The 20,666-nt window shown below is 64.2% G+C and carries 27 protein-coding genes; 15 read left to right on the forward strand and 12 right to left on the reverse strand.

What is annotated here, in order from left to right; translation table 11 throughout:
• Nucleotides 1-53 precede the first annotated feature (53 nt).
• Complete coding sequence (locus tag AAG799_RS15945) at nucleotides 54-452, reverse strand: RidA family protein (protein ID WP_341897657.1); 399 nt, start codon at nucleotides 450-452, stop codon at nucleotides 54-56.
• Nucleotides 453-551: 99 nt separating this feature from the next.
• Between AAG799_RS15945 and AAG799_RS15950 the strand changes: the two genes are divergently transcribed.
• Nucleotides 552-1,451 (forward strand): LysR family transcriptional regulator, encoded by a 900-nt coding sequence (locus AAG799_RS15950; RefSeq protein ID WP_341897658.1) that lies wholly within the window; start codon nucleotides 552-554, stop codon nucleotides 1,449-1,451.
• A 15-nt stretch (nucleotides 1,452-1,466) separates the two neighbouring features.
• On the opposite strand, the gene AAG799_RS15955 is transcribed toward AAG799_RS15950, so the two are convergent.
• Nucleotides 1,467-1,940 (reverse strand): VOC family protein, encoded by a 474-nt coding sequence (locus AAG799_RS15955; protein ID WP_341897659.1) that lies wholly within the window; start codon nucleotides 1,938-1,940, stop codon nucleotides 1,467-1,469.
• Between the two features lie 135 nt (nucleotides 1,941-2,075).
• On the opposite strand from AAG799_RS15955, the gene AAG799_RS15960 reads away from it, so the two are divergent.
• The 10 genes from AAG799_RS15960 to AAG799_RS16005 all read left to right on the forward strand — a co-directional run bounded on the left by AAG799_RS15960 (nucleotide 2,076) and on the right by AAG799_RS16005 (nucleotide 9,530).
• A complete protein-coding gene (locus AAG799_RS15960; protein ID WP_341897660.1) occupies nucleotides 2,076-2,405 on the forward strand; it encodes a metalloregulator ArsR/SmtB family transcription factor in 330 nt (109 codons plus the stop codon).
• The gene (locus tag AAG799_RS15965) at nucleotides 2,402-2,866 is read left to right on the forward strand and encodes an SRPBCC domain-containing protein (protein WP_341897662.1); all 465 of its coding nucleotides are present in this window, start codon (nucleotides 2,402-2,404) and stop codon (nucleotides 2,864-2,866) included. The genes AAG799_RS15960 and AAG799_RS15965 overlap by 4 nt, the downstream gene beginning before the upstream one ends.
• 96 nt (nucleotides 2,867-2,962) lie before the next feature.
• Nucleotides 2,963-3,379 carry a GFA family protein gene (locus tag AAG799_RS15970; protein ID WP_341897663.1) on the forward strand — a complete coding sequence of 139 codons (417 nt, stop codon included), beginning with the start codon at nucleotides 2,963-2,965 and terminating at the stop codon, nucleotides 3,377-3,379.
• 97 nt (nucleotides 3,380-3,476) lie between these two features.
• Nucleotides 3,477-4,658, forward strand: a complete 1,182-nt coding sequence (gene purT / locus AAG799_RS15975; RefSeq protein ID WP_341897664.1) for a formate-dependent phosphoribosylglycinamide formyltransferase — start codon at nucleotides 3,477-3,479, stop codon at nucleotides 4,656-4,658.
• 13 nt (nucleotides 4,659-4,671) lie between these two features.
• A complete protein-coding gene (locus tag AAG799_RS15980) occupies nucleotides 4,672-5,070 on the forward strand; it encodes a RidA family protein (protein WP_341897665.1) in 399 nt (132 codons plus the stop codon).
• 115 nt (nucleotides 5,071-5,185) lie between these two features.
• A complete protein-coding gene (locus AAG799_RS15985) occupies nucleotides 5,186-6,205 on the forward strand; it encodes a sulfotransferase (RefSeq protein WP_341897666.1) in 1,020 nt (339 codons plus the stop codon).
• Between the two features lie 12 nt (nucleotides 6,206-6,217).
• Nucleotides 6,218-6,574, forward strand: a complete 357-nt coding sequence (locus tag AAG799_RS15990) for an ArsC family reductase (RefSeq protein ID WP_341897667.1) — start codon at nucleotides 6,218-6,220, stop codon at nucleotides 6,572-6,574.
• Nucleotides 6,575-6,883: 309 nt separating this feature from the next.
• Nucleotides 6,884-7,957 (forward strand): helix-turn-helix transcriptional regulator, encoded by a 1,074-nt coding sequence (locus tag AAG799_RS15995; protein WP_341897668.1) that lies wholly within the window; start codon nucleotides 6,884-6,886, stop codon nucleotides 7,955-7,957.
• A 428-nt stretch (nucleotides 7,958-8,385) separates the two neighbouring features.
• Nucleotides 8,386-8,940, forward strand: a complete 555-nt coding sequence (locus AAG799_RS16000; RefSeq protein WP_341897669.1) for a PAS domain-containing protein — start codon at nucleotides 8,386-8,388, stop codon at nucleotides 8,938-8,940.
• 83 nt (nucleotides 8,941-9,023) lie between these two features.
• Complete coding sequence (locus AAG799_RS16005; protein WP_341897670.1) at nucleotides 9,024-9,530, forward strand: DUF1993 domain-containing protein; 507 nt, start codon at nucleotides 9,024-9,026, stop codon at nucleotides 9,528-9,530.
• On the opposite strand, the gene AAG799_RS16010 is transcribed toward AAG799_RS16005, so the two are convergent.
• The 6 genes from AAG799_RS16010 to AAG799_RS16035 all read right to left on the reverse strand — a co-directional run bounded on the left by AAG799_RS16010 (nucleotide 9,531) and on the right by AAG799_RS16035 (nucleotide 14,231).
• Nucleotides 9,531-9,947, reverse strand: a complete 417-nt coding sequence (locus AAG799_RS16010; protein ID WP_341897671.1) for a GNAT family acetyltransferase — start codon at nucleotides 9,945-9,947, stop codon at nucleotides 9,531-9,533.
• A 3-nt stretch (nucleotides 9,948-9,950) separates the two neighbouring features.
• The gene (hutC, locus tag AAG799_RS16015; RefSeq protein WP_341897672.1) at nucleotides 9,951-10,715 is read right to left on the reverse strand and encodes a histidine utilization repressor; all 765 of its coding nucleotides are present in this window, start codon (nucleotides 10,713-10,715) and stop codon (nucleotides 9,951-9,953) included.
• 20 nt (nucleotides 10,716-10,735) lie between these two features.
• The gene (locus tag AAG799_RS16020; RefSeq protein ID WP_341897673.1) at nucleotides 10,736-11,515 is read right to left on the reverse strand and encodes an ABC transporter ATP-binding protein; all 780 of its coding nucleotides are present in this window, start codon (nucleotides 11,513-11,515) and stop codon (nucleotides 10,736-10,738) included.
• On the reverse strand, nucleotides 11,512-12,288 hold the full coding sequence (locus AAG799_RS16025; protein ID WP_341897674.1) for an ABC transporter permease: 777 nt from the start codon (nucleotides 12,286-12,288) through the stop codon (nucleotides 11,512-11,514). Before AAG799_RS16025 ends, AAG799_RS16020 begins: the two co-directional genes overlap by 4 nt.
• Nucleotides 12,289-12,343: 55 nt before the next feature.
• Nucleotides 12,344-13,312, reverse strand: coding sequence for an ABC transporter substrate-binding protein (locus AAG799_RS16030; protein WP_341897675.1), 969 nt, complete (start codon nucleotides 13,310-13,312; stop codon nucleotides 12,344-12,346).
• A gap of 76 nt (nucleotides 13,313-13,388) precedes the next feature.
• A complete protein-coding gene (locus AAG799_RS16035; protein WP_341897676.1) occupies nucleotides 13,389-14,231 on the reverse strand; it encodes a phytanoyl-CoA dioxygenase family protein in 843 nt (280 codons plus the stop codon).
• A 326-nt stretch (nucleotides 14,232-14,557) separates the two neighbouring features.
• Between AAG799_RS16035 and hutH the strand changes: the two genes are divergently transcribed.
• Together hutH and AAG799_RS16045 are read left to right on the forward strand one after the other, a co-directional pair.
• Nucleotides 14,558-16,081 (forward strand): histidine ammonia-lyase, encoded by a 1,524-nt coding sequence (gene hutH / locus AAG799_RS16040; RefSeq protein WP_341897677.1) that lies wholly within the window; start codon nucleotides 14,558-14,560, stop codon nucleotides 16,079-16,081.
• 354 nt (nucleotides 16,082-16,435) lie between these two features.
• Nucleotides 16,436-16,705, forward strand: coding sequence for an HU family DNA-binding protein (locus AAG799_RS16045; protein ID WP_341897678.1), 270 nt, complete (start codon nucleotides 16,436-16,438; stop codon nucleotides 16,703-16,705).
• A gap of 58 nt (nucleotides 16,706-16,763) precedes the next feature.
• Here the strand turns inward: AAG799_RS16045 and AAG799_RS16050 are convergent, their stop codons facing one another.
• The 4 genes from AAG799_RS16050 to AAG799_RS16065 form a co-directional block, all read right to left on the reverse strand.
• A complete protein-coding gene (locus tag AAG799_RS16050) occupies nucleotides 16,764-17,132 on the reverse strand; it encodes an SET domain-containing protein-lysine N-methyltransferase (RefSeq protein WP_341897679.1) in 369 nt (122 codons plus the stop codon).
• Nucleotides 17,133-17,188: 56 nt separating this feature from the next.
• On the reverse strand, nucleotides 17,189-18,046 hold the full coding sequence (locus AAG799_RS16055; RefSeq protein WP_341897680.1) for a dienelactone hydrolase family protein: 858 nt from the start codon (nucleotides 18,044-18,046) through the stop codon (nucleotides 17,189-17,191).
• A 129-nt stretch (nucleotides 18,047-18,175) separates the two neighbouring features.
• The gene (locus AAG799_RS16060; RefSeq protein ID WP_341897681.1) at nucleotides 18,176-18,343 is read right to left on the reverse strand and encodes a hypothetical protein; all 168 of its coding nucleotides are present in this window, start codon (nucleotides 18,341-18,343) and stop codon (nucleotides 18,176-18,178) included.
• Between the two features lie 24 nt (nucleotides 18,344-18,367).
• Complete coding sequence (locus AAG799_RS16065) at nucleotides 18,368-19,030, reverse strand: hypothetical protein (protein ID WP_341897682.1); 663 nt, start codon at nucleotides 19,028-19,030, stop codon at nucleotides 18,368-18,370.
• Nucleotides 19,031-19,274: 244 nt separating this feature from the next.
• Here AAG799_RS16065 and AAG799_RS16070 point away from each other — a divergent pair, with 244 nt between their 5' ends.
• Together AAG799_RS16070 and AAG799_RS16075 are read left to right on the forward strand one after the other, a co-directional pair.
• Nucleotides 19,275-19,925, forward strand: coding sequence for a tetratricopeptide repeat protein (locus AAG799_RS16070; RefSeq protein ID WP_341897683.1), 651 nt, complete (start codon nucleotides 19,275-19,277; stop codon nucleotides 19,923-19,925).
• A 31-nt stretch (nucleotides 19,926-19,956) separates the two neighbouring features.
• The coding region (locus tag AAG799_RS16075; protein ID WP_341897684.1) for a PQQ-binding-like beta-propeller repeat protein at nucleotides 19,957-20,666 on the forward strand (710 nt) is incomplete at its 3' end.

A 20,666-nucleotide genomic window follows, 5' to 3' on the forward strand; every position in this document is an offset into this window, starting at 1 on the left:
AGGCTGAACCGACAGGGCTCGCAAAAAAATCTGCGCGCCCTGCGGAAGTCGGCTCAGTCCTGCTTCGGCACCCTTGCCACCACCTTGATCTCGAAATCGAAGCCGGCGAGCCAGGTCACGCCCAGCGCCGTCCAGGTCGGCCAGGGCGCTTCGCCGATCTCTTCCGCGCGCACGGCCATGAAGGTGTCGAATTGCGTCGCCGGATCGGTGTGGAAGCTCGTCACATCCACCACATCGTCGAAGCTGCTACCCGCCGCAGCCAGCACCGCTTTCAGATTGGCGAAGGCGAGCTTCACCTGCCTGGCGAAGTCCGGTTCGGGCGAGCCGTCCGCGCGGCTGCCGACCTGGCCGGACACGAACAGCAGGTCGCCGGAGCGGATCGCCGGCGAATACTGGTGCAGGTCGTAGAGCGCATGGCGGTCGGCGGGGAAGATGGCGTCACGGTTGGTCATGTCAGGCTCCTGTGTGTAAGTGCAGGCCTGAACATAGGGGCGGACGATTGCTGGGATTAGACGTTGAATTCGGCATGGCTTGATGCAAAATTCCCAGCAATGATCCGGCCATCGCTTTCCGATCTCACCGCCTTCGTGGCGGTTGCCACCCATCGCAGCTTCCGGCGCGCGGCGGACGAGCTGGGCACCGCGCCGTCCACGCTCAGTCATGCGATGCGGGCGCTGGAGGAGCGCATGGGCCTGCGCCTGCTGAACCGCACGACGCGCAGCGTCGCGCCGACCGAAGCGGGCTTCCGGCTGCTCGGCCAGCTGCAGCCGGCGCTGGCCGCGCTGGACGATGCGCTCGACAGTGTCGCCGGCTTCCGTGGGCAGGTGGCCGGCACCGTGCGCATCAACGCGCCGCGGCTGGCGGCTGCGCTGCTGGTGCGCGCCGTGCTGCCCGCGATGGCGCAGCGCTTTCCCGATGTGACGGTGGATGTCGTGGTGGAAGGCCGGCTGGTCGATATCGTATCCGGCGGTTTCGATGCCGGTGTGCGGCTGGCGGACTCGATCCCGCGCGACATGATCGCGGTGCCGCTGGCGCAACCGGTGCGCTTCATCTGCGTCGCGGCACCGGACTATCTCGCGCGCGCGGGCATGCCGAAAACGCCGGACGAGCTGACGCAGCATCGCTGCATCGGCCATCGCCTGCCGGGCGGCAAGCTGTACCGCTGGGAGTTTGCCCGCGCCGGGCAGGGCATGACCGTGGATGCTGCGGCGGGATCGGTGATCCTCGACGATGAGGAACTGATGGTCGATGCCGCCGTGCAGGGACTGGGCATTGCCTATGTTGTCGACCTGGCCGCCGCGCCGGCGCTCAAGGCGGGACAGCTGCGCGCGGTGCTATCCGCCTGGATGCCGGCCGCCGAAGCGATGGCGGTCTATTATCCCGGCCACCGCGCCGTGCCGCCGGCCCTGCGTGCCTTCCTCGATGTGGTGCGGGAGCAGGGCAGGCCCTAGACCTCCCGCGTTCGCTCACCCCTTCGCCGCGGCTTCCAGTGCGGCGATATCCAGCTTCACCATCTTCAGCATCGCCTCGGCCACGCGTTTGGCCTTGGCGCGGTCGGGGTCGCTCATCAGCTCGGCCAGTCGTTTTGGTGTGATCTGCCAGGCAAGGCCCCAGCGGTCGCGCAGCCAGCCGCATTCTTCATACCGGCCGTCCTTGCCCAATGCGTCCCATAGCCGGTCGATCTCGGCCTGGCTGTCGCATTCGATCATGATTGAGATGCAGTGGTTGAACGCATCGGGCCGTCCGGCGGCCTCGAAGGCCATGTAGCGCTGGTCGCCCAGCGTGAAGCCGGCGATCTTCACGCTGCCGGCCGGACCCGACGGCGATTCAGCGGCCAGGGTCGAATCCCAGTCGAGCGACGAGCCGGGCAGCAGCGCGGTGTAGAAGCGCAGTGCCGCCTCCATGTCCTTATCGAACCAGAGACATTGCGTAACCTTCATGGCGTGTACCTTCCTGCGTGCGGTGGCGTCCATCCAAGGGCGAAGCCGGGGGTAACGTTCCGACAGACCAGCTTAAAAAGCATCCGGCGACGAATTAGTATTGACTAATCAATTAGTATATACTAATACTTCTTCATGACCGAAGCCATCGATATCAGCACCGTCCTGCGCACGCTCGCCGATCCCACCCGCCGCGCCGTGTTCGAGCGCGTCGTGGGCGCCGCGGAGATCACCGTGGCCGAACTCACCAGCGGCAGCGGCGTCACCCAGAGCGCCATCTCGCAGCATCTGAAATCGCTCAAGCAGGCCGGCCTGGTGATCGAACGGCCCGAGGGCCGCAAGGTCTATTACCGCGCCCGGCCCGACGGGCTGGTGCCGCTGGCCGACTGGATGAGCCATTACAGCGCCTTCTGGCGCGACCGCTTCGCCGACCTGCGCAGCCTGCTGAAGGACATCGACCCATGAGCGCCGCCACCTTGCAATCCGCCACGCAACAGATCGTGGTCGATGAAGTGTTTCACCATGCGCCCGCGGTGATCTGGAAAGCGCTGACCACCGGCGCGCTGATCGCGCGCTGGATGATGGAGCCGCATGGTTTCGAACCGGTGGCGGGCAAGCAGTTCACCTTCAGGACCAAGCCGGCCGGCGCCTGGGACGGCACCATCCACTGCCAGGTGCTGGAGGCGGTTCCGAACGAGCGCTTTTCCTACGCATGGAGAGGCGGCGACGAGAGCAATACCGGCTATGGCTCGAAGCTCGATACGGTGGTGACCTTCACACTGACGCAGGTGCAGACCGGCACGCGGCTGCGCCTGGTGCATTCCGGCTTCGTGCTGCCGAAAAACGACACGGCCTATCGCGGCATGAGCGAGGGCTGGAAAACATGCGCCAGCAACCTCGGCAGTGTCGCCGACGATCTGGACTGAGCGAAACCGCAACACTGACAGACTGACGTTAATCCCGTTCGGGCGCATCGCCCCGCAACGGACCGGAAACCTGCGCCTGCACAAGAGGAGACAGACATGACCAAGGCTTATACCGGCGGCTGCGCCTGCGGCACCGTCCGCTACGAGATCGCGGCCGAGCCGGTGTTTTCCAACCACTGCCAGTGCCGTCACTGCCAGCAGCAGAGCGGCACCGGCCACGGCTCGTATCTCACCTTTGCGGATCGCAAGGCGGTGAGCCTCAGCGGTACGGCAAAGGAATGGAATATCGCGGGCGACAGCGGCAACCTGAAGCGACATGGCTTCTGCCCAAACTGCGGCGCGCCGGTCTACCTGACCTTTGCCGCGATGCCCGATCTCTTCACCATCCATGCCGCCAGCCTGGACGATCCGTCGCGCTTCATGCCGCAGGTGGTCACCTATGCCGCGCGCGGTCATGCCTGGGACCCGCTCGATCCGGCCCTGCAGAAATTCGAGACCATGCCGACGGGCTGAATCCGGGCCAGATCAGGGGGCGGGGCTTTGCCTTGCGCGGTCTCTCGCTGCTATAAGCCTTGCTGTCTCAGTAACGGCCAGCGAGAGCACCAAGCCCATGACCCCCACCGCCAAAATCCTCCTGCTCGGCTCGGGCGAGCTGGGCCGCGAATTCGTCATCTCCGCCAAGCGGCTCGGCGCCCAGGTGATCGCCTGCGACAGTTATGCCGGCGCGCCGGCCATGCAGGTGGCCGATGGCTTCGAGGTCTTCTCGATGCTGGATGGCGCAGCGCTGGGTGCGGCCATCGACAGGCACAAGCCCGACTTCGTGGTGCCGGAAGTGGAAGCGATCCGCACCGAAGTGCTGAAAGAGTATGAGGATCGCGGCCAGAAGGTGGTGCCCTCGGCGCGCGCCACGCTGATGACCATGAATCGCGACCGCATCCGCGATGTGGCGGCCAACGAACTCGGCCTGCCGACATCCAAATTCCTCTATGCCGAAAGCCTGGACGAGATGCGCGCTGCCGTCGCGAGCGTCGGCATCCCCTGCGTGGTCAAGCCGGTGATGTCATCGTCGGGCAAGGGCCAGAGCACGGTGAAGGCTGCGGCCGATATCGACAGGGCCTGGGATTATGCCGTGGCCGGCATGCGCGGCGACCGCAAGCGCGTGATCGTCGAGGCCTTCATCGCCTTCGACTACGAGATCACCCTGCTCACCATCCGCACCCGCGACGGCGTGATTTTCTGTCCGCCGATCGGCCACCGGCAGGAGCGCGGCGATTATCAGGAAAGCTGGCAGCCGACGCCGATGTCGGACACGGCGATTGCCGAGGCACAGCGCCAGGCCAAGGCGGTGGTCGACAATCTGGGCGGCTATGGCCTGTTCGGCGTCGAATTCTTCATCAAGGACGATGCGGTGATCTTCTCCGAACTGTCGCCGCGCCCGCATGATACCGGCATGGTGACGCTGATCTCGCAGAACCTGACCGAGTTCGATCTGCATGCCCGCGCCATTCTCGGCCTGCCGATCCCCAGCATCACCCAGCATGGCGCGAGCGCATCGGCCGTCATCCTCGCCGACCGCGACGCCACCGACTTCGCCATCGAAGGGCTGGCCGAGGCGCTGCAGTCGCCGGCGCCCGGCACCGATATCGACCTGCGCATTTTCAGCAAGCCGACCACGCGGCCCTATCGCCGCATGGGCGTGGCGCTGGCGCTGGTGAAGGACGGCGATACCGATGCCGCGCGCAAGGCCGCAAAAGCCGCCGCCGACAAGGTGAAGATTGTCTATAACAGCTGAAGAGGGCAGGGCCATGACCATCGACCGCAGCAATCCGCAGGGCCTGTCGAAGCCGACCGGCTATACCCATGTCACTGTCGTCTCTGCTGGCCGGCAGGTTCATATCTCGGGCCAGGTGGCGCTCGATGCCGAGGGCAACCTGGTCGGCAAGGGCGACCTCGGCGCGCAGACCGAGCAGGTGCTGAAGAATCTGAAAACCGCGCTCGCCTCAGCCGGTGCGGATTTCAGCCATGTGTTCAAGATGGTCACCTATGTGGTCGGGCTGACGCCTGACAAGCTGCCGTCAGTGCGCGGCGCACGCGCCAGGGTGTTCGGCGACGGCCCATATCCGGCCAGCACGCTGGTCGGCGTCACCGCGCTGGTCAATCCGGATTTCCTGATCGAAATCGAAGTGATCGCCGCGCTGGACTGAGCAACGGGCCGGGCTACGCGGTCCGGCTTTATGCCACCCTGTTTACGGTTCGTTTAGGCCCGGTCTGCAACCAATGGAGACTGAACCAGTCGCCATGCGGACATCGGACAGCACAATGGAATTGGACCGTCCTGTATTCATCGGCGGAACCGGGCGCTCGGGCACGTCGATCATGGCGAAGCTGTTGCACAGCCATCCCGAATTCTGCCTGCCCGGCCATGAAAACAAGCTGATCGTCGAGCGTGCCGGCCTCAAGGATCTGGTGCAGCAGCTGGGCGGGCGCTACGACCTGGTGCGCAATCACACGGCCATCCATGAATTCGTCAACCGCGCGCTGCGGGTGCGCCGCTTCGGCTTCCGCGATATCGATCTGAATGCCAGGGTGGGGGAGATTGGCACCCTGCAGAACCTGACCTTCCCGGAAGCCTTCGAGATCGTGCAGCGGGAAAACCCGCAGGCCCGCGGCTCGATCCATGCGGTCGGGCAATATTTCGGCCTGGCGCATTACGATGCCTGCTGCACCGACTTCGTCAACCGGCTGACAGCGCATCGGGCGCCCGAGGGCATCGTCAATGCCGAAGGGCTGCTGAAGCCGTTCTTTGTCGCCAAGACCTTCACGCGCACCGAGATGCTGGACGAATGCCGGCGGTTCCTCGACCGTCTCTATGCCGGGCCGCTGAAGGGGTCGGACGCGTCGCGCTGGGTTGATGACACGCCGCAGAATTTCCTGCATTTCGATTTTCTGCATGAGCTGTATCCGCGGATGAAGTTCATCCACATGATCCGCGATCCGCGCGATGTGGTGTCGTCGCTGACCAAACAGGTCTGGTTCCCGTCCGACGGGGCGCTGGCGCTGTCGATCTGCGCCGCGATGCTCAGGACCTATCGCGAGCTGAAGCCGACCGTTCCCGCCGACAGCCTGCTGGAAGTCAGGCTGGAAGACCTGGTCAACCACAGGGACGAAACCCTGGAACGGGTCGCCGCCTTCCTCGGCACCGGCAACAGCTTCGATGCCGATGTGGTGTCGCCGGGCAGCGCGCATATCGGCCGCGGCGACAAGGATTTCGATGCCGCGGTCCCGGACGACACACGGCGCGAGCTGGAAGACTGGATGCAGCTGCATGGTTACGCGTAAACTGGCCGGACCATGACCATCACCATCTACGGCATCAAGAACTGCGACACCATGAAGAAAGCCTTCACCTGGCTGACCGATCATGGCGTCGCCTACACATTCCATGACTACAAGACCGCCGGCATAGACCGCGCGCATCTCGAAGCCTGGTGCAAGGCGCTGGGCTGGGAGACCGTGCTCAACCGCGCCGGCACGACATTTCGCAAGCTGCCCGAAGCCGAGCGCGCAAACCTGACCGAGAAAAAGGCCATCGCACTGATGCTGGCGCAGCCCGCCATGATCAAGCGGCCCATGCTCGCCTTTGGCGCGGGCAAGCTGATGGCCGGTTTCAAGCCGGAATTGTATGCGGCGGCGCTGAAGAAAGACTAAGGTGGTGCTTCATTTATGCAGGCCCGGTCTGCATGCCGCATAAACAGATACAAGCCAGATCGCTCGGTCGGGTCAGGGTATTCAAATCGGCCGAATTGATTTACGGCGTTGAGTGAATCAGAACGCTCTGCTGAATAAAGAAACAGAACCCGTAATTGCGTATTCTTTTTTATATACGCGCGCCAATGCCCTGCGTCTTTAAATCAAGATGCATGGGGACTGTTTCTTTATGGTTGCACCCCCGTCGACACCTAGCCTAGCCTACCGCCGGCTGACGGTTGCTTGGGGCCAATAGAAAGCGGCGCGTCGATGGAAAATGGCATATTAAGTACATCACTGTCGCCCGGGATCGTGCCAGAGGACGAGCATCTCGCCTTGTGGCGGCAAAGCGTCGCGCCCTATTTCGATGTGCAACCCGTCCGTGAAACGCGCCCCGGCGATCCTCTCCCGGAAATTCATCAGTACCATCTGGGCAGGGCGATACTGGCCGAATCGAAATTCGCAGCCCAGACATTCAGGCGCGACCGCCAATGGATGGCTCGGTATGACGATGTCGATCACGTCCTGTTTCAGTTGCTCTGTGAAGGCAGCAACCACGTTGTCAACGGAAAAGCTGATTTCGTTCAGAAATGGGGCAACGTCTATGCGGTCAACATGGCGTATGAGCTCGATGCGCAATCTGTCGATGCCCGCGCCATAACATTCGTGCTGCCGCGCCCCTTGCTGCGCGAGGAGCTACCTTATCTGACCGATATTCGCGGGAACTTTCTGCCCGACGGCTCGGCGGCCGCACGGATATTCTCCAGCTATCTGGCCTCTCTTCGCGAAACCCTTTCGGTGGCCCGCACGGAGGAGGCTGACTCCATCGTTCAAGTTACGCTCGGCCTGATGGATTCCCTGGCTCTGCATGGCGACATCGCATCGAGCGCTGCCGAGGGCGCCTCTTTCACGGTCATCTGCCGCTATATCGAGAAGCATCTGAATGATTTTGATCTTGGTCCCGAGAAAATCTGTCAGCATTTTCGCTGTTCGCGTTCGACTATCTATCGTCTGTTCAAGCAGCAGGGCGGAGTGTGGAGTCATATCCAGCGACGCCGCCTTGTCGCCTGTTTCCAGGCCTTGATCTCCCCGCACACACGACACCTGCGCATCTTCGATATAGCCCTCGACTACGGCTTTGCTTCGCCCAGCCAGTTCAGCCGGCTCTTCCGTGAGCATTTCGGCGTGACGCCGCGCCAGGCTCGCGATGCCGGACTGGCACGTCCAGCCGGCATCGCTCCACCCCCGCAGATCGGCGATTCAGCCCAGAGCGCGGCCGATTTGATGTCGCGTTGGGCGACAACACTGATCTGGCAACCGCGTGGCACCATTGCCGGGGTCTAGGGATGCCCGGTGCCAGTGTCATATTCACGTGCGTCGCGCAGGGTGTTGTGCCGCGAGAGTATCGACCCGCTTGAAGTAGACTCTGGCGTCTCCGAGAGGTTTGGTCTCCATGAATCTGGAATGGATGACGGCAATGCCGGACTCTAAACCTGAAGAACGCCAGCCGCCGGCTGGAGATCAGGGGCTCTTCCAGCATGATCAAGCGGCCCATGCTCGCCTTTGGCGCGGGGAAGCTGATGGCCGGTTTCAAGCCCGACCTGTATGCCGCCGCGCTGAAGGCAAAAGCCTCCTGAAAACCGATTTTCCTGCCACGAAGCGACCGTCCGGCCGGCAATCCGCGCCGCTCATGCTTTGAGTCGCCGCCCGCAGGGGCTATCCTGCGCCCGCTTTGGCCATATCCCGGCCGGGGCCTGGGGGGGATAAACAGCGTGGCGACCCACGAACCGGTGGCGATCGACAGCCGTGACATGCGCGTGCAATACACGCGCCTGCCGCCGACCGATGTGATCGTGGACGATGCCAGCCGCTTTGCCCTTGAACTGTGGCAGGCCAAGCGGGCCGGGCGCATGATGCCGGCGCGCGCCGATTTCGATCCGCTGGAACTCAAGCCGATCCTCGCCCGCCTGATCCTGATCGATGTCATCACCGACCCGCCGGATTTCCGCTATCGGCTGGCCGGCACCATGACGCGCGACATGCGCGGCGTCGAGATCACCGGCCAGTCGGTGCTGGCGCTGGTGCCGCCGCAGCATGGCGTGATGCTGTGGAACGATCTGTGCGAGATGCAGCGCGAGCGCCAGCCGCAATATGTGCAGGTCAGCGTGATCACCCGCTCCGGCGAGCCGCTGTCCTACCGCGTGCTGCGCCTGCCACTCGCCGCCGATGGCGAGACGCTGGACATGGTGATGGTGGTGCAGGATCATGGCAATGCCATGCCGCTGCTGCGCAAGTATTTCGACGAGGCGCGCAGCGGCGGGCGCTGACGCGGTCTTGCCATTTCCAGTCGGTTCCCTAGTTGTAGCCGGGCCGCGAGGACGGCTTTCAGTTTCATCCGGAGATCAATCGCATGTCGTTATCGATGTACCAGGCCTCGGTGCCGGTTTTCGCCCGCACGCTGGGCGCGCTGTCCAAGATCCTGGCCAAGGGCGAGGCCCATGCCGCCGCCAGCAGCCTGATCCCGTCCGACCTGCTGGATGCCCGGCTGGCGCCGGATATGTACACGCTGACGCGCCAGATTCAGGCTGCCTGCGATGCCGCCAAATTCGGCGCCGCACGGCCGGCCGGCGTTACGCCGCCGAGCAACCCCGATACCGAGCGGGGTTTCGCCGAGCTGCAGGCCCGCATCACCGCCACGCTGGATTTCATCAACGGGATCGGCGAGGCCGCCTTTGCCGGCGCCGAAGAGCGCCCCGTGGTGGTGAAGGCCGGCAGCATCGAGCTGAATTTCACCGGCCAGAGCTATCTGCTGACCTTCGCGCTGCCGAACTTCTTCTTCCACGCCACCACGGCCTACGACATCCTGCGCCACAGGGGCGTGCCGCTGGCCAAGCGCGACTTCCTCAATCTGGGCTGATTATTTGCCATCCAGCCGGCGGCTGAAGATCACGCGCGGTTCTTCCGCATAGCCCAGGGCGTCGTAGAAGGCGCGCACCTGGGTGTTCTCCGGCCGCACCATCAGCATCACCTTGGGCACACCGCGCGCCGTCAGCCAGGCCTCGGCCGCCTGCACCATGGCGCGGCCATGGCCGGCCTTCTGCAGCGCCGGATCGACGGCGAGGTAATACAGCCAGCCGCGATGGCCGTCATGGCCGGTCATCACGCTGGCAACGATTTTGCTGTCGCGCTCGCCGACCAGAATGGTCGATTCAGGTTTGCTGACGCAGAAACTGATATCGCTGTCGGGATCGTTCCACGGCCGGGTCAGGCCGCAGGCCTGCCAAAGCGCGATGACGGCGGCGCGGTCGGTATTCTGGAATGACCGGATCTGCATGGCTCAGCCGAAATGCTGGTTGCCGCTGACCGGGAAACGGCAGCCGAGCCGATAGCGCGACGAGGGGTGCAGGAAACGCACCAGGGTGACGGCGCTGCCGCGATTCCATGTCCGCCGCATCAGCAGCAGGCAGGGTTCGCTCGGCGGCATGGCCAGTCGCATTGCCTGGTCGGGACTGGGCAGGGCGGCATCCACCACATGTTCGATCTGGTCGCAGGGCACGTTGCGCACCAGATATTCGCTGGGCGGCATGGCGGTGAAATCCTGGCCGAGGAAACCCGGTGCCATGCGCGGATTGACATAGCGGTCTTCCAATTGCACCGGCACGTCGTTTTCCAGATGCAGGCAGACGATGTGAAAGACGGATTCGCCCGGCCGCAGGTCGAGCCAGGCGCCGATATCGGGCGGCACGGCGATCCGCTCGGCCAGTTGCAGTTCGCAGCGGTAATCGTGGCCGCGCTGACGGATTTCGCTGGCGATATTGGCGATCTGCAGCAGCGTCGATTGCGGCTTGTCCTCGGCGACGAAACTGCCGACGCCAACCACACGCACGATGCGGCCTTTTTCCACCAGCTCGCGCAGCGCACGGTTGACGGTCATGCGCGAGGTACCGAATTCATCGACCAGATCCTGCTCCGAGGGCAGGCGATGGCCGGGCGGCCAGCTGCCATCCTGAATCTTGCGCTGGATGTAGTCCTTGATCCGTTCATACAGCGCCAGCGTCGGCGCGGTCCCGGAATGCAGTCTGTTGGCAGGCGCGGCGGTCATCGGCAGCTTTCCTGGCGGCGTCAGTGATCGGCGGCAATCGCCTCGGCGCGGATTTCCTCGGTCAGGCGGGCTTTGATCGCCATGAATTCCGGCGAGGTCTTGATCGTATAGGGGCGCGGATGCGGGAAATCGGTCGCCACTTCGGTCTTGATGCGGCCGGGCCGTGCGGTGAACACCACCACGCGGCTGGCCATGAAGATTGCCTCGTCGATATCGTGGGTGACGAACAGCACGGTCTTCTGCGCCTGTTCCCAGATGCCGAGCAGCAGTTCCTGCATCAGCACACGGGTCTGGTTGTCCAGCGCACCGAAGGGCTCGTCCAGCAGCAGGATTTTCGGATCGTTGGCCAGGGCGCGGGCGATGGCCACGCGTTGCTGCATGCCGCCTGACAGTTGCTTGGGGAAATGCGCCTCGAAACCGCGCAGGCCGACCTGGGCGATGAAGCGATCGCTGATCTCGCGCTGCTGCTTGGCCGGCATGCCTTTTTCACGCAGACCGAAGCAGATGTTCTGCCGCACGTTCAGCCAGGGAAAGAGGGTGTAGCTCTGGAACACCACGCCGCGATCGGCACCGGGGCCGGTGACCGGTTCGCCATCGAGCAGGATATCGCCGGTGCTCGGCGTTTCCAGGCCGGCGACCAGGCGCAGCAGGGTGGATTTGCCGCAGCCCGACGGGCCCAGCACGGTGATGAAGTCGTTGTCGGCGACATCGAGGCTGACGGGTTGCAGCGCCTGGGTCGGCTGGCCACCCTGTACACCGGGAAAGGTCTTGCCGACGTTACGGATCGAGAGACGGCTCACCGCAGGAGACTCCAGGAGAAGAGATGCTGGTTGGCTTTCTTGAAGGCCAGGTCGGAAATCAGGCCGACCAGGCCGATCACCACGATGCCGGCGATGATATGGTCGGTCGCCATCAGCGCCTGGCTGTCGGTAATCATGTGGCCGATGCCAGATGAAGCGCCGATCAGCTCGGCGACGATAATATAGGTCCAGCCCAGGCCCAGCACCTGGCGCAGCGCCTCGGCGATTTCCGGCGCGGCGCCGGGCAGCAGCACGCGGCGGATCACGCCGGTATCGGTACAGCCCAGCGTATAGGCGGCTTCGACCAGATCGCGGCGCGTGGCGCTGACGATCATGGTGATCATCAGGGTGAGCTGGAAGAAACAGCCGAGGAAGATGACGGTCAGCTTCTGGCTCTCGCCGATGCCGACCCACAGGATCAGCAGCGGAATAAAGGCCGAGGCCGGCAGGTAGCGGGCGAAGGAAATGAACGGTTCGAAGAAGGCTTCGATGGGCTTGTAGGCCCCCATGGCGATGCCGAGCGGCACGGCAATCACGGCGGCGATCAGGAAACCGCCGACCACGCGCCAGACCGTCATGCCAACATCGAAACTGAATTTCTGGGCGACAAACAGATTGAAGCCCGATGCCACGGTCTGCCATGGGGTCGCCAGGAAATGCGGCGGCACCAGGCCGGCCCAGGTGACCAGGCCCCACAGCCCCACAAATCCGACAAAGAACGCTATGCCAAGCACGATGCGATTCTCGCGCGTCACGGGGACGAGCAGTTTCATACAAACCTCGGCATAATGTTCATCATCGGACTCTGTGGGACTGCGGTATTGGCAATCAGTTCAGGAAGCTGGTGTCGAACAGGGCGTCCATGTTGGCAGGGATCGCCTTGATGACGCCGATTTCCAGCAGCAGGACGGCGGCTTCCTTGTTGAAAGCCTGGATTTCACCGCTGAAGAACTTCTTGTTCGCCGCGCGGTCGGCCCACTTGATCATGGACTGCGACTTCTCGAACTGTTCGGCGGTCTGCTTGACGTCGGCGCCCATGATGGTGAAGGCCTTGGTCTTGTCCTTGGCGATCATGTCGAGCGATTCAAAGTAGCTGTCCACCAGCGCCTTCACGGCCTTCGGGTTCTCCTTGATGAACTTCGGCGTGCAGCCAAAGCTGTCGAACACCATCGGATACTGCAGGCTGTCGGCGATCAGCTTGCCGGATTCCGGCTTGTTGCGCACCAGGCTCAGATAGGGTTCGTAGGTCACGGCCGCATCCAGGCCGCTGGTACCGGCGACAAAGGCATTGGCTGCCGGTGCCGGCTCCAGGGTCACCAGGGTGACATCGCTCAGCTTCATGCCGTTCTTCTTCAGAATCCACGACAGGGTGAAATGCGGGTTGGTGCCCGGCGCCGAGGCCGCCACGGTCTTGCCCTTCAGGTCGGTGACCTTCTCGATGCCCGGCTTGGCCACGATACCGTCAGAGCCCATGCCCTGGTCCATCTTGAACAGCTGGGTGGTGGCGATGCCGTTGGCATTCCACACGATCCAGGTTTCCACCGTGGTGGCGGCGCACTGGATGTCGCCCGAGGCCAGCGCCAGGTGGCGGTCCTTCTGCGGAATCTTGGCGATGGTGACGTCGAGGCCGTTTTTCTTGTAGATGCCGGCTTCCTTCGACAGCGTGATCGGCGCGAAGCCGGTCCAGCCCGAGATGCCGATGCCGACCTTGGTTTCCTGCGCCTGGGCCAGGGTGGCGCCGAGCGCGAAGGCGGCGCCGACGAGGGTTGCGATAGCAAGTTTGTTGGATTTGGACATCATGGTCTCCTGGATTGAACGGGCTTGAACTTTGGAATGAACCACCCCGGCACGACTGTTCGGGGCGGGGTGAGACTCAGGTGAGCGAAGCGCCGGCGGAATAGACGACAGGAAAAATCGGCGCATCGAACGGATCGCCATCGGCCATGGTCAGGCCGGTGAACGGTGGCGAACCCTTGCCGGCACGCTGGGCATAGACGGCATCGTCGCCGACCCAGCGGGCGGAAAATACGCGGCGCATGCGGGTGGAATGATTGGCCGGCGCGCCATGCACGGTACGGAAGTTGAAGGCGATCGCATCGCCGGGCTGCATCTCCCAGCCGGCGATATCCAGTTCGCCGCGCATCGCCTCGATATCGGGCATCACCTCGAAATTGTCGTTTTCATAGAGGCGCGTGCCGTTGAAGCGCATCGGGCGGAAATCCTTGCCCCAGCGATGCGAGCCGCGCACGCATTCCATCACCACGTCGCGGCCGACCGGATCAAGCGGAATCCAGAAGCTGACACTCTGTTTGCCGTCGACGCAGTAATAGGGCTGATCCTGGTGCCAGGGGGTCACCGTGCTGCCGCCGGGCTGCTTCACCAGCACATGGTCATGGAAGAAGCGGCCGGTCCTGGAGCGCATCAGTGCGGCGGCGATCTGCGCCGCCGGTGATTGCTCGACGAAGCGGCGGAATTCAGGAATGCGCTGCCAGTTGCACAGGTCCTGGAAGAAGGGGGCGGAACCGTCCTCCGGCTTCACGGTGCGCTCCAGCGGACTCGGATCGGCCATCAGCGCCGCGATGCCGGCGCGCAGGGGCTCGACCCAGTCGGCGAACAGGCCGCGCAGCACGATCACGCCGTCTGTCTGATAGGCCTCGATCTCGGTTTCGCCGATTGGTGCCGCGGCTGCGGCTGGCATCTGGTTTACGGCACTCATCCCCACCCCTCTAGAATGGTCTATACAGGTCAGAAAGCACGAACCATGCCATGCGTCGTGGCCGGTATCGTTGGATCAGCCGCGTGTGCCGTGCATCCGATCAGGCTCTGATCTCCAGCAGATTGCCCATTTTCCGGGCCATCCACAAAAGCCCCACCTGTTCGCTGTCGGTCGCCCTAGCCCCACCCCCGATGCTGCACAGATTAAGACCGTGGCGCGAAATCCGGCAAGTCAAATAATCATGTATAGACAAGTTAACCCACCCGGCTTTAGCGTCATGTCGGACATCGCCCTATGATCGGGTCACTGGGATGCGGGACCGCGCCATGCCTTACCAATTGCTGCCAGGAAAACTGCCGTTCGCCGCGCTGGCCACGCTCTATCGCGGCGGCGCCATGATCATCACGCTGGATGCCGCCGCGCGTCCGGCTGTGGATAACTCGGCTGCGCTGGTGGCCGCGGCTGCCGCCGGCGCTGCGCCGGTCTACGGCATCAACACCGGCTTCGGCAAACTCGCCAGGGTGCGCATCCCGCCCGACCAGGTGGCGGAATTGCAGCGCCGCCTGGTGCTCAGCCATGCGGTCGGCACCGGGCCCCTGCTGCCCGATGCCATCGTGCGGCTGATCCTGCTGCTGAAGATCAATTCCCTGGCCCAGGGCCTGTCCGGCGTGCGCTGGGACACCATCCAGGCGCTGCTCGCGCTGCTCAAGGCCGATGTGCTGCCCTGCGTGCCGGCGCAGGGGTCGGTCGGCGCCTCGGGCGATCTGGCGCCGCTGGCGCATCTGGTGCTGCCGCTGATCGGCGAGGGGACCGTGCGCATCGCCGGCCGTGAATGCCCGGCCGCCAAGGGCCTGGCGAAAGCCGGGCTGCAGCCGCTGCAGCTGGGCGCCAAGGAAGGCCTGGCGCTGCTCAACGGCACGCAGGTGTCGACCGCGCTCGCGCTGGCCGGGCTGTTTGCTACCGAGGATGTGGTGGCTGCGGCGCTGGTCTGCGGCGCACTCAGCACCGATGCTGCCGCCGGCAGCGACACGCCGTTCGATCCGCGGATTCACGCGGCGCGCGGCCAGCCGGGCCAGATCGTGGTGGCCGATCTGCTGCTGCATCTGCTGGAGGGATCGCAGATCCGCGCCTCGCATCGCGAGGGCGACGAGCGCGTGCAGGATCCCTACTGCCTGCGCTGCCAGCCGCAGGTGATGGGCGCGGTGCTGGATATCCTGCGCAATGCTGCCGCCACGCTGGCGGTGGAGGCCAATGGCGTTTCCGACAATCCGCTGGTGTTTGGCGAAGGTGAAATTCTCTCGGGCGGCAACTTCCATGCCGAACCGGTGGCCTTTGCCGCCGATATCATCGCCTTGGCCCTGGCAGAAACCGGCAACATCGCCGAGCGCCGCATCTCGCTGCTGGTCGATCCGGTGCTCAGCGGCCTGCCGGCGTTTCTGGCGCCCGATCCCGGCATCAATTCCGGCTTCATGATCGCCCAGGTGACGGCCGCGGCGCTGGCATCGGAGAACAAGCAGCGCGCCCATCCGGCCAGCGTCGATACCATTCCCACTTCGGCCAACCAGGAAGACCATGTCTCGATGGCGGCCCATGCCGGCTATCGCCTGCTGGCGATGGCGGAGAATGCGGCGGGCATCGTGGCGGTCGAATGGCTCTGTGCCGCGCAGGGCGTCGATCTGCGCGCGCCGCTCGTCACATCGCAGAAATTGCTGGCGGCGCAGGCCTTGCTGCGGGCGCAGGTGCCGTTCATGGCGCAGGATCGCTATCTGGCACCCGATCTGGCTGCGGCGAAAGCGCTGGTGCAGGCAGGCGCCTTGCGCCGCCTGCTGCCCGTCGCGCTGTTCGGCTAGGGCTTACTTCGGCAGGTCTTTCGATACGGCGCGGCAATAGGCCAGCGTGATGCCGAAGATCGAAAACGCGGCAACCGTAGCGACCAAAAACAGAGTCTGAGCAAACGGCATGATGCATGTCCTTTTGTTGTCGTGCAGTCAGGCCGGACGCTAGCGCCACCGACCCCGGGCAACTTTGATCTCGGTCAACCAAACCCCGAATCGCCGGCCCCTGCGATTCGCTTTGCAAATCAGGGCGCCTTGGGCTGTGCCGACGGCTTGTCTGCCGGTTTGGATATGGGTAACTGCTATCACCCGCTGCGGATCATCCGAGTCTGTATGGCGGGGGTGATCCGCGGATTCCTGGAGGGAAAAATGAACAAGGCTGATTTGATCGAGATCGTGCGTGAGACCGCCGGCGCCACCAAGGCCGCGGCCGGCGACGCGGTCGATGCGGTGTTCGAGGCAATGGCCAAGTCGCTGAAGAAGGAAGGCGGTTTCACCATCGTCGGCTTCGGCACCTTCAAGGTGTCCAAGCGTGCGGCGCGCAAGGGCCGCAATCCGCAGACCGGCGAAGCGATCAAGATCGCTGCCTCCAAGGGCGTGCGCTTCAAGGCCTCGAAGCAACTGAAGGACCGGCTGTAAGGCAGTCTGTCTTACGACATGCGAAAGGCCCGCTCATCGGCGGGCCTTTTTCTTTTGCTCAGTCCAGTTCGAAACTGTCGCAGAACTCGCCGTAGTCGCAGGTGATTTCCTCATCCTGCGCGATGTCGCGCGCGGCATATGTCACCGGCGTGGTGTTGTCGGTGTTCGGCGCCGGGCTGTGGTTGATGAAGCGGGTGTTGTCCAGGCTGACCACCCAGCCGCCCGGAATCTGCGGCGTGACATAGCCGTAGCGCTCGACGAAGGCGCGTGCCACCGGCGGCAGGGTGTCGAAATCGGCTTGCGGGATGATGCGGTCGAAGACCGGTTCGAAACGCCAGATCAGGGTGCCCCGGGCGATGGGGGCCGCGGCAAACAGGCCGACGCCCTGGATGCTGCTGGCAGCAGCATAGGTGGGAACGAGAAGCATGCAGGCGACTCCGCTATCAGCGGCGCCAGCCTAGCATGCCTCCCGTTCAATACACCTCAGCCCATATGCATCTTGAAGAAGGCCACCGCCTTGGCGAAGCCGTCCTCGGCCTGCTCCTTGCGATAGCTCGGGCGATAGTCGGCATGGAAGGCATGCGGCGTGTCGGGATAGACGTAGAAGACATTGAACTTCTTCGCCGCATCCAGTGCCGCCTTCATCTGGTCGACGGTGGCATTCGGAATGCCCTGGTCGGCGCCGCCGTACAGGCCCAGCACCGGCGCCTTCAGATCCTTGGCGATATCGACCGGATGCTTCGGCGTCAGCTCGCTGGCCTGGCCGACCAGGCGGCCATACCAGGCCACGCCGGCCTTCACCTTCGGGTTATGTGCGCTGTACAGCCAGGTGATGCGGCCGCCCCAGCAGAAGCCGGTGATGCCCAGCTTGTTGGCGTTGCCGCCGTTCTTCGCCGCCCAGGCCGCCGTGGCGTCCAGATCGGCCATCACCTGCGCATCCGGCACCTTGCCGGCGACGGCAACGGCGCCCTGCATGTCGGTCACCTTGCTCATGTCGCCCTGGCGCGCATAGAGATCGCCGGCGATCGCCTGGAAGCCCTGCTTGGCAAAACGGCGGCAGGTATCCTTGATGTATTCATGCACGCCGAAGATTTCCTGCACCACCAGGATGGTGGGGAAGGGGCCGGTGCCCGACGGCTGGGCGCGATAGGCCTTCATGGTGCCGCCCGGCACCGGGATGTTCACTTCGCCGGCGGTCAGCCCGGTCTCGTCGGTCTTGATGGCGGTCTGGCCCATCACCGGACCGGCGGCAACGGTGAAACCCGTGATGAGGCTGGTGGCCATGAAGCCGCGGCGGGAAAAATCCACCTTCGGCATGAGGCTGAGCAGATCGGCGTTCATTGGACTCTCCGGTTTGCAGATATGGGCTTGTGCAGCATGGGTCGCGGCCAGCGCTGGGCGACCGGGACGGGGCAGGATATGGGCCGCCGGGACCGAGCGTCGATAAAAATTACGTGAGAGTTACTATTATTAATTCAGCAGCCGGTAGGCAAAGGCCACGGCGGCGAAGATCGCCAGCCAGATCGCGAGATACATCAGGATGCGGCTGCTGCGCCAGGGCAGCCGCAGGGCGGCCGGCAGGATCAGCAGGGCGGCCAGCAGCACCGCAGCAAGCTGCAGCCAGTCATTCTGGGTCATGGTGCCACCCCGGAGGGAGCTGGCTTAATCGGCTGAGGAAACCTTGGTGCCGCCGGGGCGCTGGCACTGGCGGTAGAGGCGGTCGGCATCGGGCTCCTTGAATGACAGGAAGCGCATCTCCAGGCCGCTGATGACCTTGTAGGACGGGTGATCCTGCGAGGTCGGGCCGGCATATTTGGCCGGCAGCACATGCACCACCGACATCACGCGGTCGGGGCTGATGCGCATCTCGATGCGCTGGCCTTCAGCCAGCTTCTCGCTGGCGCAGACCTTGCCCAGATGGTGGTCGAAGGCCTTCACCCGGTCGTAATGCGGATCGGGATTGAATTCGGGCACGGTATTGTCGCTCGAGGCCAGCAGGGCCGGGCGGTATCTGTGGAATTCGGCGGTGGCGGTCACCACGCTGCCATAGGGGAAGAACAGTTCCACGCCGTCGAGACGGGCATGCTCGCCCATGCGGCCATCGACCACCGGCATTTCGATGATGCGTGAGGCCGACATGCGGGCGACATCGTCATTCAGCCGGATCAGGCCATGCGCGCCGCGCTCGCCGCGCTCCTTGGCGCGTTCGGTCTCGAAGGGGATCAGGGCTGTTGGCTTGGCCGCGCGTTTCGCCTGGGCGAACGCGACTCCGGTAACGCTGGCGCAGATCACAACAGTGATCGCCGCAATCCAAAATCGACGCATCAGGTTCCCCCTTTGGCGGTCGCCCGTTGGCGATGCTTGGCACTGCCCTTGATCTTCCAATGCGGGCGCAGACTATTCGATTTTATCCCGCTTGCCAAGACTCTAAGGGTTATCAAAAGGTTACCTGAAAAAATGGGAGTCTTCCGGGCTTTGCCATCGGGGGGCGATCCGGGTAAGGTACGCGCCGCTTTCAGACCCGGCAGCCGGGTCGGAATCCCCTGTCTGTGTGCTTGCGGAGTTCGGTGTGGCCAATTTCATCGAGGAAGTCGACGAGGAAGTCCGCCGCGACCGGGCGGAAAAGCTCTGGAAACGCTGGAGCCCCGTCGCTATCGGCGCTGTCGTTCTGCTGCTGGCAGGCGTCGCCGGGCATCAGGTCTGGAAGGGCTGGGAAGCCGACAAGGCCGCCGCCGCCGGTGCCCGCTTCAGTGCCGCGCTGGGCCTGGCCCAAGCCGGCAAGCCCGCCGAGGCCGCCACGGCGTTTGCCGATCTGTCGCAGGCCGATGCCGGCGGCTATGCCGTTCTGGCCCGCTTCCAGCAGGCCGCCAACCTGATCGAAGCCAAGGACATCACCGGCGCCATTGCCGTGTATGATGCCATGGCCGGCGATGCCAAGCTGGATGCCCGCTTCCGCGATCTGGCCCGCTATCTCGCCGCCTTCCATGGCATGGAGCAGTTGACGTCGGACCAGATCAAGCAGCGGCTGGCCAATATCGGCAGCGGCAGCGCATGGTACGGCAATGCCCGTGAACTCAGTGCCGTGGCAGAGTTGAAGGCCGGCAATGTCGACGAGGCCCGGCGCCAGCTCACGGCACTGGCCGACGACCCGCTGGTAGCGACCGGCCTGCGTGGCCGTGCCACCGAATTGCTCGCCGCCCTCGGCGGCCCAGTACAGTAACCGGCACAACAGGCCGAGGAACGGGATGCCCATGCAGCGCTTTGCATTACTGGCGGTTGCGGTGCTGAGCGTCGCAGCCTGCGACACCATCTCATCGATATTCGAGGAAGAGGCCAAGCCGGTCGCGACCGGCGAGCGCATCTCGGTGATCGCTTTCGACAGCCAGCTCGATCCCGATCCGCAACTGGCCGAAACGCCGGTGGCACTGCCCAAGCCATGGCGCAATCCGGAATGGCCGCAGGCCGGCGGCTATCCCAGCCATGCCATGCAGCATCTGGAACTGCCCGATCGCCTGCGTACCGCCTGGACCGGCGACCTTGGTACTGCGGCCGATGAAGAGCAGAAGATTCTGGCCCAGCCGGTGATCGCCGGCGGCCGTGTGTTTGCCATGGATGCGGCAGCGCAGGTGAGCGCCTTTGATGTCGCCACCGGCCGGCGCCTGTGGCGCGTCAACCTGACGCCGCGCAGGGAAGACAGCGGCGCCACCGGCGGCGGCCTTGCCTGGCATGCCGACAAGCTGTTCGTTGCCACCGGTTATGGCGACATCGTGGCGCTGGAACCTGCCACCGGCCGCGCCTTCTGGGCGACGCAGCTGCAGCAGCCGATCCGCGGCGCGCCGACCGCCATCGGCGGTCGCGTCTTCGTCATCACCTACGACAACCAGATGCATGCGCTCGATATCGAGCGCGGTGAAGTGCAGTGGACCCATACCGGCATCGTCGAGCCGGCCGGCTTCCTCGG

Source organism: Ferrovibrio terrae, assembly GCF_943371255.1.
Classification (GTDB): domain Bacteria; phylum Pseudomonadota; class Alphaproteobacteria; order Ferrovibrionales; family Ferrovibrionaceae; genus Ferrovibrio; species Ferrovibrio terrae_B.

Excerpts from the sequence above, each read along its gene's own strand:
- AAG799_RS16055 (WP_341897680.1), bottom strand. The coding sequence starts at position 18,046 with ATGAACGCCGATCTGCTCAGCCTCATGCCGAAGGTGGATTTTTCCCGC.
- AAG799_RS15960 (WP_341897660.1), top strand. The coding sequence starts at position 2,076 with ATGACCGAAGCCATCGATATCAGCACCGTCCTGCGCACGCTCGCCGAT.
- AAG799_RS16030 (WP_341897675.1), bottom strand. The coding sequence starts at position 13,312 with ATGTCCAAATCCAACAAACTTGCTATCGCAACCCTCGTCGGCGCCGCC.
- hutC (WP_341897672.1), bottom strand. The coding sequence starts at position 10,715 with ATGACCGCCGCGCCTGCCAACAGACTGCATTCCGGGACCGCGCCGACG.
- AAG799_RS15950 (WP_341897658.1), top strand. The coding sequence starts at position 552 with ATGATCCGGCCATCGCTTTCCGATCTCACCGCCTTCGTGGCGGTTGCC.
- AAG799_RS16005 (WP_341897670.1), top strand. The coding sequence starts at position 9,024 with ATGTCGTTATCGATGTACCAGGCCTCGGTGCCGGTTTTCGCCCGCACG.
- AAG799_RS16010 (WP_341897671.1), bottom strand. The coding sequence starts at position 9,947 with ATGCAGATCCGGTCATTCCAGAATACCGACCGCGCCGCCGTCATCGCG.
- AAG799_RS15955 (WP_341897659.1), bottom strand. The coding sequence starts at position 1,940 with ATGAAGGTTACGCAATGTCTCTGGTTCGATAAGGACATGGAGGCGGCA.
- AAG799_RS15985 (WP_341897666.1), top strand. The coding sequence starts at position 5,186 with ATGGAATTGGACCGTCCTGTATTCATCGGCGGAACCGGGCGCTCGGGC.
- AAG799_RS15965 (WP_341897662.1), top strand. The coding sequence starts at position 2,402 with ATGAGCGCCGCCACCTTGCAATCCGCCACGCAACAGATCGTGGTCGAT.
- hutH (WP_341897677.1), top strand. The coding sequence starts at position 14,558 with ATGCCTTACCAATTGCTGCCAGGAAAACTGCCGTTCGCCGCGCTGGCC.
- AAG799_RS16060 (WP_341897681.1), bottom strand. The coding sequence starts at position 18,343 with ATGACCCAGAATGACTGGCTGCAGCTTGCTGCGGTGCTGCTGGCCGCC.
- AAG799_RS15990 (WP_341897667.1), top strand. The coding sequence starts at position 6,218 with ATGACCATCACCATCTACGGCATCAAGAACTGCGACACCATGAAGAAA.
- purT (WP_341897664.1), top strand. The coding sequence starts at position 3,477 with ATGACCCCCACCGCCAAAATCCTCCTGCTCGGCTCGGGCGAGCTGGGC.
- AAG799_RS15995 (WP_341897668.1), top strand. The coding sequence starts at position 6,884 with ATGGAAAATGGCATATTAAGTACATCACTGTCGCCCGGGATCGTGCCA.
- AAG799_RS16025 (WP_341897674.1), bottom strand. The coding sequence starts at position 12,288 with ATGAAACTGCTCGTCCCCGTGACGCGCGAGAATCGCATCGTGCTTGGC.
- AAG799_RS16035 (WP_341897676.1), bottom strand. The coding sequence starts at position 14,231 with ATGAGTGCCGTAAACCAGATGCCAGCCGCAGCCGCGGCACCAATCGGC.
- AAG799_RS16050 (WP_341897679.1), bottom strand. The coding sequence starts at position 17,132 with ATGCTTCTCGTTCCCACCTATGCTGCTGCCAGCAGCATCCAGGGCGTC.
- AAG799_RS15980 (WP_341897665.1), top strand. The coding sequence starts at position 4,672 with ATGACCATCGACCGCAGCAATCCGCAGGGCCTGTCGAAGCCGACCGGC.
- AAG799_RS16045 (WP_341897678.1), top strand. The coding sequence starts at position 16,436 with ATGAACAAGGCTGATTTGATCGAGATCGTGCGTGAGACCGCCGGCGCC.
- AAG799_RS15945 (WP_341897657.1), bottom strand. The coding sequence starts at position 452 with ATGACCAACCGTGACGCCATCTTCCCCGCCGACCGCCATGCGCTCTAC.
- AAG799_RS15970 (WP_341897663.1), top strand. The coding sequence starts at position 2,963 with ATGACCAAGGCTTATACCGGCGGCTGCGCCTGCGGCACCGTCCGCTAC.
- AAG799_RS16065 (WP_341897682.1), bottom strand. The coding sequence starts at position 19,030 with ATGCGTCGATTTTGGATTGCGGCGATCACTGTTGTGATCTGCGCCAGC.